Origin of the sequence: Pseudomonas sp. GM102 (assembly GCF_000282555.1) — a bacterium.
GTDB lineage: Bacteria > Pseudomonadota > Gammaproteobacteria > Pseudomonadales > Pseudomonadaceae > Aquipseudomonas.
Map to the genome: position 1 here is coordinate 1 of NZ_AKJB01000001.1, position 16,429 is coordinate 16,429.

The 16,429-nt window shown below is 60.3% G+C and carries 14 protein-coding genes; all 14 read left to right on the forward strand.

Annotation, left to right across the window (positions count from 1 at the left end; genetic code table 11):
• Positions 1–477: 477 nt before the first annotated feature.
• The 14 genes from rfbF (at position 478) to PMI18_RS29120 (ending at position 16,362) form a co-directional block, all read left to right on the forward strand.
• Positions 478–1,251 (forward strand): glucose-1-phosphate cytidylyltransferase, encoded by a 774-nt coding sequence (gene rfbF, locus PMI18_RS29185; RefSeq protein WP_007894168.1) that lies wholly within the window; start codon positions 478–480, stop codon positions 1,249–1,251.
• Positions 1,233–2,315, forward strand: coding sequence for a CDP-glucose 4,6-dehydratase (gene rfbG, locus PMI18_RS29180; protein WP_007894169.1), 1,083 nt, complete (start codon positions 1,233–1,235; stop codon positions 2,313–2,315). Before rfbF ends, rfbG begins: the two co-directional genes overlap by 19 nt.
• Complete coding sequence (locus PMI18_RS29175) at positions 2,312–2,872, forward strand: dTDP-4-dehydrorhamnose 3,5-epimerase family protein (RefSeq protein ID WP_007894170.1); 561 nt, start codon at positions 2,312–2,314, stop codon at positions 2,870–2,872. The genes rfbG and PMI18_RS29175 overlap by 4 nt, the downstream gene beginning before the upstream one ends.
• Positions 2,869–4,095, forward strand: a complete 1,227-nt coding sequence (locus PMI18_RS29170; protein WP_007894171.1) for a class I SAM-dependent methyltransferase — start codon at positions 2,869–2,871, stop codon at positions 4,093–4,095. Before PMI18_RS29175 ends, PMI18_RS29170 begins: the two co-directional genes overlap by 4 nt.
• Positions 4,092–4,949, forward strand: a complete 858-nt coding sequence (locus tag PMI18_RS29165; protein ID WP_007894172.1) for an NAD-dependent epimerase/dehydratase family protein — start codon at positions 4,092–4,094, stop codon at positions 4,947–4,949. The genes PMI18_RS29170 and PMI18_RS29165 overlap by 4 nt, the downstream gene beginning before the upstream one ends.
• Positions 4,939–6,009: a class I SAM-dependent methyltransferase gene (locus PMI18_RS29160; RefSeq protein WP_007894173.1), complete on the forward strand. Its 1,071-nt coding sequence runs from the start codon at positions 4,939–4,941 to the stop codon at positions 6,007–6,009. Before PMI18_RS29165 ends, PMI18_RS29160 begins: the two co-directional genes overlap by 11 nt.
• A 17-nt stretch (positions 6,010–6,026) precedes the next feature.
• Positions 6,027–6,764 (forward strand): cephalosporin hydroxylase family protein, encoded by a 738-nt coding sequence (locus PMI18_RS29155; protein ID WP_007894174.1) that lies wholly within the window; start codon positions 6,027–6,029, stop codon positions 6,762–6,764.
• Between the two features lie 51 nt (positions 6,765–6,815).
• Positions 6,816–9,749: a TIGR00180 family glycosyltransferase gene (locus tag PMI18_RS29150; RefSeq protein ID WP_007894175.1), complete on the forward strand. Its 2,934-nt coding sequence runs from the start codon at positions 6,816–6,818 to the stop codon at positions 9,747–9,749.
• A gap of 30 nt (positions 9,750–9,779) precedes the next feature.
• Complete coding sequence (gene pseB, locus PMI18_RS29145) at positions 9,780–10,781, forward strand: UDP-N-acetylglucosamine 4,6-dehydratase (inverting) (protein ID WP_007894176.1); 1,002 nt, start codon at positions 9,780–9,782, stop codon at positions 10,779–10,781.
• Positions 10,778–11,944 (forward strand): UDP-4-amino-4,6-dideoxy-N-acetyl-beta-L-altrosamine transaminase, encoded by a 1,167-nt coding sequence (gene pseC, locus PMI18_RS29140; protein ID WP_007894177.1) that lies wholly within the window; start codon positions 10,778–10,780, stop codon positions 11,942–11,944. Before pseB ends, pseC begins: the two co-directional genes overlap by 4 nt.
• A gap of 18 nt (positions 11,945–11,962) precedes the next feature.
• Entirely contained in the window at positions 11,963–12,658 is a 696-nt protein-coding gene (pseF, locus tag PMI18_RS29135) for a pseudaminic acid cytidylyltransferase (RefSeq protein WP_007894178.1), read from the forward strand.
• The gene (pseG, locus tag PMI18_RS29130) at positions 12,655–14,157 is read left to right on the forward strand and encodes a UDP-2,4-diacetamido-2,4,6-trideoxy-beta-L-altropyranose hydrolase (protein WP_007894179.1); all 1,503 of its coding nucleotides are present in this window, start codon (positions 12,655–12,657) and stop codon (positions 14,155–14,157) included. The genes pseF and pseG overlap by 4 nt, the downstream gene beginning before the upstream one ends.
• Positions 14,154–15,206, forward strand: coding sequence for a pseudaminic acid synthase (gene pseI, locus PMI18_RS29125; protein ID WP_007894180.1), 1,053 nt, complete (start codon positions 14,154–14,156; stop codon positions 15,204–15,206). Before pseG ends, pseI begins: the two co-directional genes overlap by 4 nt.
• A gap of 229 nt (positions 15,207–15,435) precedes the next feature.
• Entirely contained in the window at positions 15,436–16,362 is a 927-nt protein-coding gene (locus PMI18_RS29120) for a ketoacyl-ACP synthase III (RefSeq protein WP_007894181.1), read from the forward strand.
• Positions 16,363–16,429 lie beyond the last annotated feature (67 nt).

Genomic DNA, 16,429 nt, shown 5'->3' on the forward strand with positions numbered 1-16,429 from the left:
GCCGCCGTTACCCAAAAAACGGATATGTACATAAATCTAGAAACCGTCAGCGGCCGTGACCGCAGAAACGGATATGTACACAATCAAAGAGCCCGGTCGGCTATCAGGCCACCTTCGCAGGCAAGCCAGCTCCCACAGGGATGATGAACATCTGCAAGAGCCTGGTCGACTATCAGGCCGCCTTCGCGGGCAAGCCTCGCTCCTACGAAGACGGGCGATAACCGCCAGCCGCCGTTACCCAAAAAACGGGTATGTACATAAATCCAAAGTCCACCTCCCGCCCCTAAAAACCATACCCCCCATCAGTCGCCCATCCAAAGCAATTGGCTCACTTCCTGCAAGTCCCCCATATATCGCCATAAAACCTTCACTCCAAAGGCGTGAAGGCCCCAGTGGCTGCGGGTAAATGATGTGCATCTGACGGTTCGCCGACCCTTGCGGGGGTGGCCAAACCGCGTGAAGAGCAAGAGGACAGCGATGAAGGCAGTAATTCTGGCGGGTGGTCTCGGTACGCGGATCAGCGAAGAGTCGCACCTCAAGCCCAAGCCAATGATCGAGATCGGCGGCAAGCCAATTCTTTGGCACATCATGAAACAGTACTCGGCCCACGGGATTCATGACTTCGTGATCTGCCTTGGCTACAAGGGCTACGCAATCAAGGATTTCTTCGCCAACTACTTCCTGCACACCTCCGACGTCACCTTCGACATGTGCAACAACCGCATGGACGTTCACCAGAACTACAGCGAACCATGGCGCGTGACCCTGATCGACACCGGCGAAGACACCATGACCGGTGGCCGCCTGCGTCGCGCCGCCCGTTACCTGGAAGGCGAACAGGCGTTCTGCTTTACCTACGGCGACGGCGTCTCGGACCTCAATATTGGTGCGTTGGTGGACTTCCACCTGGCCCACGGCAAGATGGCTACCGTGACCGCCGTACAGCCGCCAGGCCGTTATGGCGCGCTGGAGCGCGACGGTGACAGCGTTAAAGGATTCATTGAGAAGCCACGCGGTGACGGCGGCTGGATCAATGGCGGTTTCTTTGTGCTTTCGCCAAAAGTGCTGCCGTACATTGGCGACGATCAAACTTCCTGGGAAGCCGAGCCGCTGGCCGCGCTGGCCAGCGAACAGCAGTTGCAAGCTTTCCAGCACGACGGTTTCTGGCATCCGATGGACACCCTGCGCGACAAAAACCACCTTGAGCAGTTGTGGCTGAGCGGGGAGGCCCCATGGAAACAATGGGATTGAGCCCGGAGTTCTGGCGCGGCAAGCGCGTTCTGCTGACCGGCCACACCGGTTTCAAGGGCAGTTGGCTGACGTTGTGGCTGCAAAGTCTGGGTGCCGAGGTCAGCGGTTTTTCGCTTGACCCATCGACTGAGCCGAGTCTGTTCGAACTGGCGCGTGTGCATGAAGGCATCAACGATCAGCGCGGCGACCTGCGTGACCTGGGCGCGTTGCTAGAGTTGATCGCCGAGACCCAACCGGAAATCGTCCTGCACCTGGCGGCCCAACCGCTGGTGCGCGAAGGCTATCGCGACCCGCTGGGGACTTACTCCAGCAACGTCATGGGCACCCTCAATCTGCTCGAAGCGATCCGCCAGGTCGGCGGCGTGCGCGCCTGCGTGCTGGTGACCACCGACAAGGTTTACGCCAACAAAGAATGGCTGTGGCCGTACCGCGAAGACGAAGCCCTGGGTGGTCACGATCCTTACAGCAGCAGCAAGGCTTGCTGTGAATTGTTGGCGCAATCTTATGCAGCGTCGTTTTTCCCGGCTGACAAGTACGCCGAGCATGGTCTGGCCCTGGCCACAGCGCGTGCCGGCAACGTGTTGGGCGGTGGAGATTTTGCCCCGGAACGTTTGATTCCTGACGTGCTCAAGGCCTGGTCCGCAGACGAGCCCGTGACCCTGCGCTACCCGCAAGCCGTGCGCCCGTGGCAGCACGCGCTTGAGCCTTTGGCGGGTTATCTGCAACTGGCCGCCGGCCTTTACGAGCAAGGCCCGGAGTTTGCCGGTGCATGGAATTTCGGCCCGAGCGAAGCGGACATGTGCAGCGTCGGCGAAGTGGTCGAGCTGCTCGCCAACCGCTGGCCGCAAGCGCGTGGTTTGCGCATCGAACCGAGTGATTTGCATGAGGCCGGTCTGCTGCGCCTGGACAGCAGCCGCGCCCGTCAACGGTTGGCCTGGCAACCGCGCTGGTCGTTGCAGCAATGCCTGACCCAGACCCTCGATTGGCACCTTGCGTGGCAGAACGGCGATGACATGCGTGAAGTCACCCTGGGCCAGTTGAACCTGTACCGAGGCGCGCTGTGAGCGAGTTTCTGTTGAAAGCCTTGCCGCTGGCCGGTCTGTTCAGCGTGCAGCACAAACGCGTCGAAGATGATCGCGGGCACTTCGCGCGGCTGTTTTGCGAAGGCAGCCTGAGCGCCTTCGGCCAGCCGTTTCATATTCGCCAGATCAACCATTCCTGCACCCGCGAACGCGGCAGTGTGCGCGGTTTGCATTACCAAAACGCCAATGCGCCGGAAGCCAAGTTGATCACCTGCCTGCGTGGTGAGGTCTGGGACGTGGCGGTGGACTTGCGGCCCGACTCCGAGACATTCCTGCACTGGCACGCCGAACACCTGCGGGCCGGCGATGGTCGCAGCCTGCTGATCCCTGCCGGGTTCGCCCACGGCTTCCAGACCCTCACCGATGACGCCGAATTGCTCTACCTGCACAGCGCCGATTACACGCCTGCGCATGAGGGCGGTTTGAGCGTGAACGATCCACGGTTGGCCATCGCCTGGCCGTTGCCTGTCAATAATCTGTCGGCGCGGGATTCCAGCCATCCCTTGCTCGATGAACACTTCGCTGGAGTGCGTGTATGAATTGCCGTGGTTGCGGTACTCCTCTGGCTTTGCCGCTGATTGACCTGGGCACCTCGCCACCGTCCAACGCTTACGTGCGCGCCGATCAACTTGAGCAAGCCGAACAATGGGTGCCATTGAAAGTTGCGGTGTGTCAGCAATGCTGGCTGGTGCAAACCGAGGATTACACCAGTGCCGACAGCCTGTTTGACGCCGAATACGCGTATTTCAGTTCGTTCTCCAGCACTTGGCTGGCCCATGCCGAGCGCTATGTGGCCGAGATGGTCGAGCGCTTCGGCCTGACCGCCGACAGCCGAGTGGTGGAAATCGCCGCCAACGACGGTTACCTGTTGCAGTACGTGGCCGGGCGCGGCATCCCTTGCCTGGGCGTCGAACCGACCCGCAGCACCGCGCAAGCGGCGCGGGAAAAAGGCCTGGAAATTCGCGAACTGTTCTTCGGCCGTCAGACCGCCGCGCAGCTGAACAGCGAAGGCTGGGCCGCCGACCTGATGGCCGCCAACAACGTGTTGGCCCACGTGCCGGACATCAATGATTTCCTCGGTGGTTTCGCCACCTTGCTCAAGCCGACCGGCGTGGCGACGTTCGAGTTTCCGCAACTGCTGACGCTGATGGCGGGGCAGCAGTTCGACACGCTGTATCACGAGCATTATTCCTACCTGTCCCTGACCGCCGTGCAGGCCTTGTGCGAACGCAATGGCCTGGAGGTGTTCGATGTCAGTCAGCTGTCGACCCATGGCGGTTCGCTGCGGGTGTTCGTCCAGCGTATCGATGGCGAACGACGCGAAGTGCAGCCAGCGGTTCAGCAGCAGTTGCAGGCCGAACTTGCAGCGGGGGTGAAAGCGCCCGAGTACTACGCGACCTTGGCGCCCGCTGCCGAACGCATCAAGCACCAACTGCTGCGCTTTCTGTTGCAGGCCAAGGCCGACGGCAAGCGCGTGGTCGGTTATGGCGCCGCCGCCAAGGGCAACACGTTGCTCAACTACGCCGGGGTCAAACCGGACTTGCTGGCCTGGGTTGCCGATGCCAATCCGCATAAACAGGGCAAGTACCTGCCAGGCAGTCGCATTCCAATTGTTTCGCCGGCGCAGATCGATCTGGAGAAACCCGATTACATCCTGGTTCTGCCATGGAATCTGTTGCACGAAGTCAGTCAGCAACTGGCGCAAGTACGGCAGTGGGATGGCCGTTTCGTGATCGCCGTGCCTGAGTTGACCGTGCTGTGAAAGTGCTCGTGACCGGTGCCACCGGGTTCGTCGGCCGACACTTGGTCGAAGCCTTGCTCGCCCGTGGCTGTGAAGTCCGGGCCGTGGCGCGTAACGCCGAAGCCGCTGCGAGTTTGCCGTGGATCAATGCCGTGGAGTTCATCGCGGCGGATATTCACGCCGACGATCTGAACATCGCAGCGCTGACCGATGGTATCGACGCCCTGGCGCATCTGGCGTGGCCGGGGTTGCCGAACTATCAGGCGCTGTTCCATTTCGAGCATAACTTGATGGCCGATTACCGGTTCATCAAGGGCGCGGTCGAGGCGGGTGTATCGCAAGTGTTGGTCACCGGCACCTGTTTCGAATACGGCCTGCAGAGTGGGCCGCTCAGCGAGCAGACCGCGCCGCAACCGAGTAACCCTTATGGGTTGGCGAAAAACACGCTGCGGCTGTTCCTCGAAAATCTGCAGAGGGTTCAACCGTTCACCCTGCAATGGGCGCGGTTGTTTTACCTGCACGGGGAAGGGCAGAACCCGAACAGTCTGCTCGCAGCGCTGGACCGGGCAATCGAGGCGGGAGACCACAGCTTCAACATGTCCGCCGGCGAGCAGCTGCGCGATTACCTGGCGATTGAAACGGTGGCCGGTTACCTCGCCGCGATCATGCAACAGCGCGAATTCGACGGTGTGATCAATTGCTGCAGCGGCCAGCCGATATCGGTCAGAGCGCTGGTCGAACAACGGCTGCGTGAACGCGGCGCGTCGATCGATTTGAACCTGGGTCATTACCCATACGCGACCCATGAGCCGATGGCGTTCTGGGGCGTGGCGGACCGCTTGCAACAGCTACTGGGAGCAGAGCATGAAGCATGAGTTGTATCGGGTCGCCGACCTGCCGGTGTTGCAGAACCGCACCTTTGCCGACGCGCAATCGGCGAAAGCTTCTGCCAGCGCCGACATGGTGCTGGTGCAGGACGAGCAGAGCGGGCTGATCTTCAACCAGGCCTTCGATGCCAACAAGCTCAGCTACGACGCCGATTATCAGAACGAGCAGGCGCATTCCGGCCAGTTCCAGAAGCACCTGAGCGATGTCGAAGGGATCATTGCCCGTCACTTCAAGGGCCAGGAGCTGATCGAAGTCGGCTGCGGCAAAGGCTACTTTCTTGAACTCCTGAAAGGCCTGGACTACGCCATCACCGGTATCGACCCGGCCTACGAAGGCGACAGCGCCGATGTGATCAAGGCGCCGTTCACTCGCGGCCTGGGTCTGTCGGCAGACGCTATCGTGCTGCGTCACGTGCTGGAGCATATCCAGGACCCGGTGAATTTCCTCGCCGAGATGGCCGATGCCAATCAGGGCGGGCAGATCTACATCGAAGTGCCGTGCTTCGACTGGATTCTGGAGCATCGTGCCTGGTTCGACCTGTTCTACGAGCACGTCAATTATTTCCGCCTCGATGACCTGTGCCGGATGTTCGGCACGGTGCATGAGGCCGGTCACCTGTTCGGTGGCCAATACCTGTACATCGTCGCCGACCTTGCGACATTGCGTCTGACGCCGGAGCAACCGGTGCCGCGCCTCGAGCTGCCTGAAGGTTTCACCAGCAGCCTTGAGCACGCGGTGCAGATTATTCAGGCCGCACCCGAGCAAGGTTCGGCGATCTGGGGCGCGTCGTCCAAAGGCGTGATTTATTCGCTGTTCCTGCAACGAGCGGGCGTGGCGGTGGATCGCGTGGTGGATATCAACCCGGCCAAACAGGGCCGATATCTACCCCTGAGCGGCGCGCGGGTGTCCTCGCCGCAAGAGGCCATGGATGCTCTGCCCGAAGGCGCCAACCTGTTTGTGATGAACTCCAATTACCTCGAAGAAATCAAGCGGATGACCGGTGGACGCTACGTCTACCACGCCGTCGACAGCGCTTCGTTCCAGTGACTATTGAGATTCCAGAAATGACCGACAACACTATCAATAAAGCCTTCGAAGCCGAATGCCAGGCAGAAATCGCAGCCCAGGGCGACGACCAGAAACTCACCGGCCTGGCCCAGGATTTCTTCAACCAGTCGGCCAAGCACAAGTACAGCTACCACTTCTCGTGGATGGGCCGTCCGATCATCCAGTTGCCGCAAGACATGATGGCGATGCAGGAAATCATCTGGCAGGTCAAACCCGACCTGGTGATCGAATGCGGCATCGCCCACGGCGGTTCGATCATTTACTACGCCTCATTGCTGGAGCTGCAAGGCCACGGTGAAGTGCTGGGCATCGACCTCGACATTCGCCCGCACAACCGCGAAGCCATCGAAAGCCACCCGATGAGCAAGCGCATCAAAATGATTGAAGGTTCGAGCATCGACGCGGCCATCGCCGAGCAAGTGCGCGCTGCGGCCGAAGGCAAGAAAGTCATTCTGGTACTCGACTCCAACCATACCCACGACCACGTGCTGGAAGAGCTGCGCCTGTACGCGCCACTGGTTTCGGTTGGCAGCTACTGCGTGGTCATGGACACCGTGGTCGAAGACATGCCGGCCGATTTCTTCCCGGACCGTCCATGGGGCCCGGGCGACAACCCGAAGACCGCCGTGTGGAAATACCTGGAAGAAAACGCTGACTTCGAAATCGACCGTCAGTTGCAGAACAAGCTGCTGATCACCGTGGCGCCGGACGGTTATCTGCGTCGCGTTCGTTAATCATTATTGAATGTAGGTTCTCGGCGTCTGGCCGGTTGTGGGGATAGAAATATGCGCGTTCAAAACACTGCTCGAAACGATGTGGCACCGCTGAATGAACGGTTGACGGTGGTGGTGATCTCCCACAACCGCAATGCCTATCTGCGGCGTACCTTGCAGTATTACAGCAGCTATCCCTGCACGATTCTGGTTCTGGACTCTTCGCTGAAGAGCGACGAGAACATCGCCCGTGATTACCCGATGGTCGATTACCGGCACCTGCCGCAATTCACTTACACCGGGTTGCAGGAAAAACTCGCCTATGGCGTGAATCAGGTAACCACGCCGTACATGGTGCTGGCGGCCGATGACGATTTCCTGCTGCACGATGCGGTCACCGAGTCGCTGGAGTTTCTGGAAGACAACGCCGACTACGGCATGTGCCACGGCTACGGAATCATGTACCTGGCCCGCGCCACGGAAGTGAATTACTTCCGTCGCGATCGCAAGGGGCCGGAAGATTACTGCTCGGATCAGGCCGAGGAGCGCCTGATGCAATTCATGGGGCACTTCCTGCCGCCGTTCTACGCGGTCAGCCGCACAGCGTTGCTGCAAGACTGGCACAACGCGCTGCTGCCGGGCACCAGCTTTGAGTGGCAGGAAATCGGGCATGCCTATTACATGCTCGCACGCGCCAAGGCGCGGGTTTTGCCGATCCCGTTCGCCGTGCGGGAAATCCCCTACGGTGCCTCGGAGCACAACACCAACGTCTTGACGGTGTTGACGCTCAAGGACGCGAAAACCGTTGCCGACCGCGAGCACTTTGCCGAGTTTCTGGCCTCGTTGCCCACCGGTATGAGCCACAAGACGCTGGCCGAGGGCAAGCAGGTTGCACTGGACAGTTTCGCCACCATGGCCGACTGCCTGAATAACATGCGTTCGCTGAAGGGGACGCTGATTTTCACCTCGGCCTGGCTGGAGGCCGGCAAAGAACCGGTGCGTACGTTTAATACCGAGCAGTTTGTCGAGATGCCGTTCTACAACCAGCCGGTGTTCGATCTGCTGACCGAATTCGAATTCCTTCTGCACACCATGCCCGCCGGTAAATTGCAGTTGCAGGAACTGGAAGGCATTTTGCTCAAGCAGCATGAACTGATGCGCGTTCATCCCAACGACAACGAGCGCACCCTGCGTAGCCGATTGTGGGAAGCCCTTAGCCTCTATGCGTTCAACCGCACCGTCATTGCACGTCTGACCGCGTCGTTGAAAGGCACCGAAGACGAGGAAGAAGGCCTCAAGCTGCAAGCCTGGGCCGAACGCCTGGCGTCGGTGCCGGCACAGGACGAACAGTCACTGTTCCAGAACATGCCGTCCGGGCGCCTGCTGAACTGGTTGGACGCGCGCAGCCCTGATGCGAAACAACTCAATTCGATTGCGGCGCACTTGGCCAAACACAACGGCGGTCCGCAATTCGGGATCATGTTGCTGGACCTGGACGCTGACATGGTCAAGTTGCAGAGCACCTTTGATAGCCTGGTCAGTGGCCATTACAAGGCGTTCAAACTGGTGGTGTTCACCACTGGTGATTTGCCGGCAACCACTTCGCCGCGTGACACCGTGCATTTTGTCAAAGTGACCGCGACCAATTACGTCGAACGCATCAACCAGAGTGTTGCCCAGTCTACCGCCGACTGGCTGGTGCTGGCCGAAGCCGGTGATCAGTTCACCGCCAGCGGCCTGCTGCGCGCCAGCCTCGAGTTGATGGGCGCTGAAGGCGTGCGCGCCGTGGCCATGGACGAAATCCAGCGTCAGGAAAACGGTTCCCTGAGCGATGTGTTCCGTCCGGGCGTCAACCTTGATCTGCTGCAAACCGTACCGTCGCTGATGGCCCGGCATTGGTTGATTCAGCGTGACGTTCTGGCTGACGCCGGTGGCTACTCGACTGAATATGCATCTGCACTGGAATTCGACTTGCTGCTGCGCCTGATCGAAAACGGCGGGCTGGGTGGCCTGGCGCATCTGGCCGAGCCGCTGCTGATCTGCAACGCTCCATCCGCCGAGGAAAACCCTCACGAACGCCAGACCTTGACCCGTCACCTCAGGGCGCGCGGTTATCGCGGTCAGGTCAGCTCCGAACTGCCGCAAACCTGGCAGATCGACTACCAGCACGCCGAGCGGCCGAAGGTGTCGATCATCCTGCACAGCCAGGACAATTTAGAGTCGCTGCAAAGTGCCTTGGTCAGCGTGTTGCAACGCACCCGTTATCAGCAGCACGAAATTCTGATTGCCGATAACCACAGCCAATCCGAAGAACTGGCGACCTGGTTGGCCAGCCTGGAAGGCAAGGGCGATCGCCTGCGCGTCTTGCGCTCCGGCAAGCGCCTGAGCACCTCGGCGCTGCATAACTTTGCCGTGCGCGAAGCCAAGGGTGCCTATGTGGTGCTGATGTCGGCCGACGCCGTGGTGGTCAACTCCAACTGGCTCGATAGTTTGCTCAATCAGGCCCAGCGTCCAGAAGTCGGGATTGTTGGCGCCAAGCTGATGGACATTCGTGGCGTCACCACGCAGGCCGGCCTGGTGCTGGGCTTGAACGGCGTGATGGGCTCGGTGTTTATCGATGAGCGCAAAGATGCCAAAGGCTACATGCACGGTCACCAGGTCGAGCAGAACTACTCGGCGGTGTCCGGGGCTTGCATGATGGTTCGCAAGGACATTTATGAAGCGGTCGGTGGTCTGGACGAAGAGCACTTCGACGAAGCTTTCGGCGATATCGATCTGTGCCTGAAAACCGCCGATGCCGGCTACCTGATTGTCTGGTGCCCTCAGGCGCAGCTGCTGCACCCGGGCCTGTTGCCTGACGCGCCGCAGACGGCCGCGGCCCTGCAAGACAAGTGGCAAGTGCGCTTCGCACACGATTCGGCCTACAACCAGAACCTGGCCTTGACCGGCAAGGGCTTTACTCTCAGCGAACCGACCAGCGTGAACTGGGCGCAGTTGCTCGCATAAGCCTGGCTGACAGGTAAAAGGACTCAAGGCATGTTCAACGGTAAATCGATTTTCATCTCTGGCGGCACCGGTTCGTTCGGGCGCAACTTCATCCGCCGGCTGCTGGAGCAATACCAGCCCAAGCGCGTGGTGGTGTTTTCCCGCGATGAGCTCAAGCAGTACGAGATGCAGCAGACGTTCAACGCGCCGTGCATGCGTTACTTCATCGGTGATGTGCGCGATGCCGACCGATTGCGTCAGGCCATGCGCGGTATCGATTACGTGGTGCATGCCGCGGCCCTGAAACAAGTGCCGGCGGCGGAATACAACCCTACTGAATGCATTCGTACCAACGTCAACGGCGCGGAAAACATCATTGCCGCGGCCATCGATAACGGCGTGAAAAAAGTCGTCGCGCTGTCCACCGACAAGGCCGCCAGCCCGATCAACCTGTACGGCGCGACCAAGCTGCTGTCGGACAAGTTGTTCGTGGCCGCCAACAATATTGCTGGCGAACAGCAGACTCGTTTTGCCGTGGTGCGCTACGGCAACGTCGCTGGCTCGCGGGGTTCGGTAGTGCCGTTCTTCAGCAAACTGATTGCCGAGGGCGCCAAAGAGCTGCCGATCACCGACGAGCGCATGACGCGTTTCTGGATCACCCTCGATCACGGTGTGAAGTTTGTGCTCGACAGCTTCGCCCGCATGCACGGCGGTGAAGTGTTTGTGCCGAAGATCCCGTCGATTCGCATCGTCGATCTGGCGCAGGGCATGGCTGGACATTTGCCGCACAAAAACGTCGGCATTCGTCCGGGTGAAAAACTCCATGAACTGATGGTGCCGCTGGACGACGCGCGCATGACCCTGGAGTTCGATGATCACTACACCATTCAGCCGTCGATTCGCTTCACCAGCGTCGACGTGGATTTTGCCGTCGACAAACTGGGCGAGCAGGGCCGGCCGGTGAGCGAAGATTTCGAGTACCGCTCCGACACCAACCCGCACTTCCTGTCGGTCGGCCAGATCGCTGATCTGCACGCGGAGCTGTCGGCATGATTCCCTACGGTCGGCAAAGCCTCGATCAGGAAGATATTGACGCGGTGGTTGCCGTGTTGCAGTCCGACTGGCTGACGCAAGGGCCGACCATCGAGCGTTTCGAACAGGCCATGGCCGAGCGTTGCCAAGCCGATTTCGCGGTGGCGGTATGCAATGCCACGGCGGCGCTGCACATAGCGTGTCTGGCGACAGGACTCGGGCCAGGCGATCGCTTGTGGACCACCCCGAACACCTTTCTGGCCTCGGCCAACTGCGGTCGCTACTGCGGCGCCGAGGTCGATTTTGTCGACATCGACCCGCTGACCTGGAACCTCGACGCCTGCACCTTGGCATCGAAGCTTGAGATCGCCGAGCGCGACGGCACTCTGCCGAAAGTGCTGGTGGCGGTGGCGTTCTCCGGGCAAAGCTGCAATATGCGCGTGATCGCCGAATTGGCCGAGCGCTATGGTTTTACGGTGATCGAGGACGCTTCCCACGCGGTCGGCGCATCTTATGCCGGACGTCCGGTAGGGTGCGGCGATTTTGCGGCGATGACGGTGTTCAGTTTCCACCCGGTGAAGATCATCACCAGCGCCGAAGGCGGCATGGTCCTGACCAACCGCCCGGAACTGGCCGAGCGCTTGCAGCGCCTGCGCAGCCACGGCATGACCCGTGACCCTGCGCAGATGACCGAACCCAGCCACGGTCCCTGGTACTACCAGCAAGTGGAGCTAGGCTTCAATTACCGGATCACCGACCTGCAAGCGGCCCTCGGTCTGTCGCAGCTGAACAAGCTCGATGGCTTCATCGAGCGTCGTCGCGAACTGGCGGCGCGTTATGAGCGGTTGCTGGCGTACTTGCCGCTGACCTTGCCCAGTGCGCAGCCCGAGGCCGAATCGGCTTGGCATCTGTACGTGGTGCGCTTGCAGACTGACCGAATCAACCTCAGCCATCGACAGGTGTTCGAAGGCTTGCGAGCGGCCGGGGTGGGTGTGAACCTGCACTATATTCCGCTGCACTTGCAGCCGTACTATCGCGACCTGGGTTTTGCCGAGGGGGATTTCCCCCAGGCCGAACGTTATTACGCCGAGGCCATCAGCCTGCCGCTGTTTCCTCTGCTGAGCGATGAACAACAGGATTATGTGGTCGAGCAATTGCGACGACTGATCCTTGATGAGCAGTGACTTGAGGAGTAGTGACTCTTGAGCAGTGTTGCGATCATTCCGGCCCGCGGTGGCAGCAAGCGAATCCCGCGCAAGAACCTCAAGCCGTTCGACGGCGTGCCGATGATCGTCCGTTCGATTCGCACGGCGCTGGCGTCGAACCTGTTCGACCAGGTGATCGTCAGTACTGACGATGAAGAGATCGCCGAGGTCGCACGGGCCAATGGGGCTCAAGTGCCATTCATGCGGCCCGCGGCGCTTGCCGACGATTTCACCGGGACCGCAGCAGTGATCGTACATGCCTTGAAGCAATTGCCGCCGTTCGACTATGCGTGCTGCGTCTATGCGACGGCGCCGTTGTTGCAGGCGCGTTATCTGCGTCAGGGGCATGAGTTGCTGGTGCAGCATCCGGACAAGTCTTTCGCGTTTTCAGTCGCCGGTTTTGGTTTCCCGGTGCAACGGGCCTTGACCCTCGACGAGCAGGGCGCCTTGACCTCGCTCTACCCGGAATTTCGCGAGACCCGTTCCCAGGACTTGCCCGAAGCTTTTCAAGATGCCGGCCAGTTCTACTGGGGACGCAGCGAGGCCTGGTTGCGTGGCGATGTGCTGTTCTCGCCGGCAAGCCTGCCGGTGATTCTGCCGCGTCATCTGGTGCAGGATATCGACACGCTTGAAGACTGGACGCGTGCCGAATATCTCTATTGCGCCTTGAAGGCTGGGGGTGAGCTGCAATGAGGGTGCTAATCCGCGCTGATGCGTCGCCGACTATTGGCAGCGGCCATATCGCCCGTTGCCTGACCCTGGCCAGGGTGTTACGCAAGCAGGGCACGCATGTTGCCTTCGCGTGTCGTCAGTTGCCGGGGCATCGGCTGGACAGTCTGCAGGCTGAGGATTTCGAGATTTTCGCGCTGCCGGAGCGCTATCCCGATGAAGACCCACAGCAGGCCATCGAGTCGATGCTGCCGTGGCAGGCGGACATCGCTGCGCTGGGGCAAGCATTGGAAAGTCATCCGGCTTTCGACTGGATCATCGTCGACCACTATGGTCTTGATCACCATTGGCAGACCGCCGCGCGCCGTTGGGCTCCGCGAATCGCGGCGGTGGACGATTTGGCCACTCGGCAATACAGCGTCGATCTGCTGCTCAATCAAAATCTGTCAGGCACGCCAGAGGCTTATGCCTCGCTGCTGACGCCCGATTGCCAGACTTTGCTCGGCCCACGGTTTGCCTTGCTGCGCGATGAGTTCTATTGCCCGGCGATCGAGATCAAACCTCGAGCCAGGCGCGTGCTGGTGAACTTCGGCGGCTTCGACGCGGCCATGCAGACTCACCACGCGATGTTGGCGCTGGCGGACCTCCATGAGCTGGAAGTCGATTTCGTCGCGGGTGCCGACAACCCGGCCTGGGAGCAGATGCAGAGTCTGGTGGACTATCGTCCGAACTGGCGCCTGCACCGTTTTGTCAGCGATTTCTACCAGCTGATGACCGAGGCCGACCTGTTCATTGGTGCCGGTGGCGGTACCAGCTGGGAGCGGGCGGCCATGGGACTGCCGACGATCTGCATTGCGGTTTCGAATAATCAGCAGGCCAACGGTGAGGTGATGGCGACCTCGGGTGCTCATGTGTTCCTGGGCAACCGCGAGCGGGTCAGCGTCGAGCAGTTGCATCAGACCATCGGTTTTGTCGTGGGCAATCAGGGGATTCGTCAAAGTCTGGCCGAACGTTCGCGGCAGTTGGTCGATGGCCGTGGGGCGCAGCGGGTGGCGGCAGCGCTGGCGGGGGCGGTGTTGCAGGTTCGTCAGGCCACTCAGGACGATGCGCAATTATTGTTCGAGGGGCGCAATGCCGAGGTGGTACGGCGCTGGTCTCTGGACACGCACGTCATCGACTGGCAGCGGCATCAGGCCTGGCTGGCCGCGAGCCTGAGCAATCCGCGGCGGCTGCTGTTGATCGCCGAGGCGGATGATGGCCCGGTCGGTGTGCTGCGTTATGACCTCGACGATGCTCGTGCCGAAGTCTCGATTTATCTGTTCGAAGGCCGATTTGGCCTGGGTTGGGGCAGGGCGTTGCTGGCGCGGGGTGAAGCCTTCGTCACCGCTCATTGGCCTGCGCTGGAAGTCATCACTGCTCAGGTATTGCCGGCCAATTCAGCGTCGCTGAAAGTTTTCCGCGAGGCAGGTTTCACTCAGAGTGCTTGCGCGTTCACGCGCGTATTGAAGGATCCAAAACAATGACCAGTTTCAAGATCGGCAACCGCTCGATCGGTGCCGATGCGCCGCCGTTCATCATTGCCGAGATGAGCGGCAACCATAATCAGTCGCTGGACGTGGCGCTGCAAATCGTCGAAGCCGCGGCCAAGGCCGGCGCGCACGCCTTGAAGCTGCAAACCTATACCGCCGAGACCATGACCCTGGACTTGTCCGAAGGCGAGTTCTTCATCAAGGACCCCAACAGCCTGTGGGCCGGTTCTTCGCTGTACGCGCTGTACGAGAAAGCCCATACGCCGTGGGAATGGCACGCGCCGATCTTCGCCCGGGCCAAAGAGCTGGGCATGCTGGCTTTCTCCACGCCGTTCGATGACACCGCGGTGGACTTCCTCGAAAGCCTCGACGTGCCGGCCTACAAGATCGCCAGTTTTGAGAACACCGATCTGCCGTTGATCCGGCGGGTCGCTGCCACCGGCAAGCCGCTGATCATCTCCACCGGCATGGCCAGCATCGCCGAGCTCGATGAAACCGTGCGCGCCGCCCGTGAGGCCGGTTGCAAGGACCTGGTGTTGCTCAAGTGCACCAGCACCTACCCGGCGACACCGGCGAACAGCAACGTGCGCACCATCCCTCATCTGCGCGAGTTGTTCGGCTGTGAAGTCGGTTTGTCCGATCATTCGATGGGTGTCGGCGTGTCCGTCGCTGCAGTAGCGCTGGGGGCAACGGTGGTGGAAAAACATTTCACCCTCGACCGTGCCGCCGGTGGGGTGGACGCCAGCTTTTCCCTGGAACCTGCTGAACTCGCCAGCCTGGTGATCGAAACCGAACGCGCCTGGCAGGCCATGGGCCAGGTGCATTACGGCGTAACCGAGGCCGAGCGCAAGTCCCTGGTGTACCGCCGTTCGCTGTACGTCACTCAGGACATGGCCGCCGGTGAGCCTTTCACCGTTGCCAATCTGCGGGCCATCCGGCCTGGCCTGGGGCTTGCCCCCAAACACGCTGAAACCCTTCTGGGCCGCCGCGCCCGACAGGCCATCAAGCGCGGAACGCCGCTGGACTGGTCTCTGGTCGAATAACCTGTTGTGGGGCTGATTCGGCAAAATAGCGTGACCTGCGAGTCATAACGCGCATCTTCACTGTATTGTATAAAAAGGGGAGATGGCGCCTGGTCTGTTTTTTAGCCCAGTGATGGCCTTTTATTCTTCCCGCTGTCACCCCTTGAGGGCGACGTTATTCGTTGTTTGTCGGCGCCCCTCGATTCCTTGCGAGCGGTGGTATTGGGCTGTTTATTATTGGGAAGCCGTAATGATTGGCATAAAGAGCATTGCGAGCTACGTTCCTGTAGCCGGCGTGGACAATTACGCACAAGGTGCAAAATTCGAAAAGGATGAAGAATTCATCCTGGGCAAGATCGGTTCGGCCTTCCTGCCGCGCAAAGATGCCGGTCAGGAAACCTCGGACCTGTGTGTCGAAGCAGTCAACGCGCTGTTCGCCAACAATCCCGAATTGAAGCGTGAAGCCATCGACGTGCTGATCGTCGTCACCCAGAACGGTGACGAAGAAGGTCTGCCGCACACCGCCGCCATCGTTCAGGACAAACTGGGCCTGCCGACGACCGTGGCGGCGTTCGATATTTCCCTGGGCTGCTCGGGTTACGTCTACGGCATCTATGCCATCAAGGGCTTCATGGAAGCCGCAGGCCTGAAGAATGGCCTGCTGGTGACCGCCGATCCGTATTCCAAGATCGTCGACCCGGAAGACCGCAACACCACCATGCTCTTCGGCGATGCCGCCACTGCCACCTGGATGGGCGAAGACGCACCCTGGCAGTTGGGCAAGGCCAAGTTCGGCACCGACGGTTCCGGCGCGCCGCACCTGAAGGTTTCCGATGGGGTGTTCTTCATGAACGGCCGTCAGGTCTTCAACTTCGCGCTGCTCAAAGTGCCGGCGCATTTGCATGAGTTGCTCGCTGACTCGGGGCTGACGGCTGACGATATCGATGCCTTCTGCATTCACCAGGGCAGTGCGGCAATTGTCGACGCCGTGGCGCGGCGTTTCGAGGGTGAGCCTGAGAAGTTCATCAAGGACATGGTCGAAACCGGTAATACCGTGTCGTCGAGCATTCCATTGCTGCTGGAAAAACATGTATTGGACTCGAAGTGGAAGCGTGTTGCGCTGAGTGGTTTCGGTGTTGGATTGTCGTGGGGTTCGGCGATCATCTATCGCCCTTGAATCCCGGCTCTTTAGTCAAAGAAAGCCAGGCAAAAAAAAGCGTTCAAGGTGTAACCTTGAACGCTAT

What these genes read in the sequence shown, in the direction of transcription:
- PMI18_RS29160 (WP_007894173.1), top strand. Translation starts at nt 4,939, where the DNA reads ATGAAGCATGAGTTGTATCGGGTCGCCGACCTGCCGGTGTTGCAGAAC.
- PMI18_RS29150 (WP_007894175.1), top strand. Translation starts at nt 6,816, where the DNA reads ATGCGCGTTCAAAACACTGCTCGAAACGATGTGGCACCGCTGAATGAA.
- rfbG (WP_007894169.1), top strand. Translation starts at nt 1,233, where the DNA reads ATGGAAACAATGGGATTGAGCCCGGAGTTCTGGCGCGGCAAGCGCGTT.
- PMI18_RS29120 (WP_007894181.1), top strand. Translation starts at nt 15,436, where the DNA reads ATGATTGGCATAAAGAGCATTGCGAGCTACGTTCCTGTAGCCGGCGTG.
- pseG (WP_007894179.1), top strand. Translation starts at nt 12,655, where the DNA reads ATGAGGGTGCTAATCCGCGCTGATGCGTCGCCGACTATTGGCAGCGGC.
- pseC (WP_007894177.1), top strand. Translation starts at nt 10,778, where the DNA reads ATGATTCCCTACGGTCGGCAAAGCCTCGATCAGGAAGATATTGACGCG.
- pseI (WP_007894180.1), top strand. Translation starts at nt 14,154, where the DNA reads ATGACCAGTTTCAAGATCGGCAACCGCTCGATCGGTGCCGATGCGCCG.
- pseB (WP_007894176.1), top strand. Translation starts at nt 9,780, where the DNA reads ATGTTCAACGGTAAATCGATTTTCATCTCTGGCGGCACCGGTTCGTTC.
- rfbF (WP_007894168.1), top strand. Translation starts at nt 478, where the DNA reads ATGAAGGCAGTAATTCTGGCGGGTGGTCTCGGTACGCGGATCAGCGAA.
- PMI18_RS29170 (WP_007894171.1), top strand. Translation starts at nt 2,869, where the DNA reads ATGAATTGCCGTGGTTGCGGTACTCCTCTGGCTTTGCCGCTGATTGAC.
- PMI18_RS29155 (WP_007894174.1), top strand. Translation starts at nt 6,027, where the DNA reads ATGACCGACAACACTATCAATAAAGCCTTCGAAGCCGAATGCCAGGCA.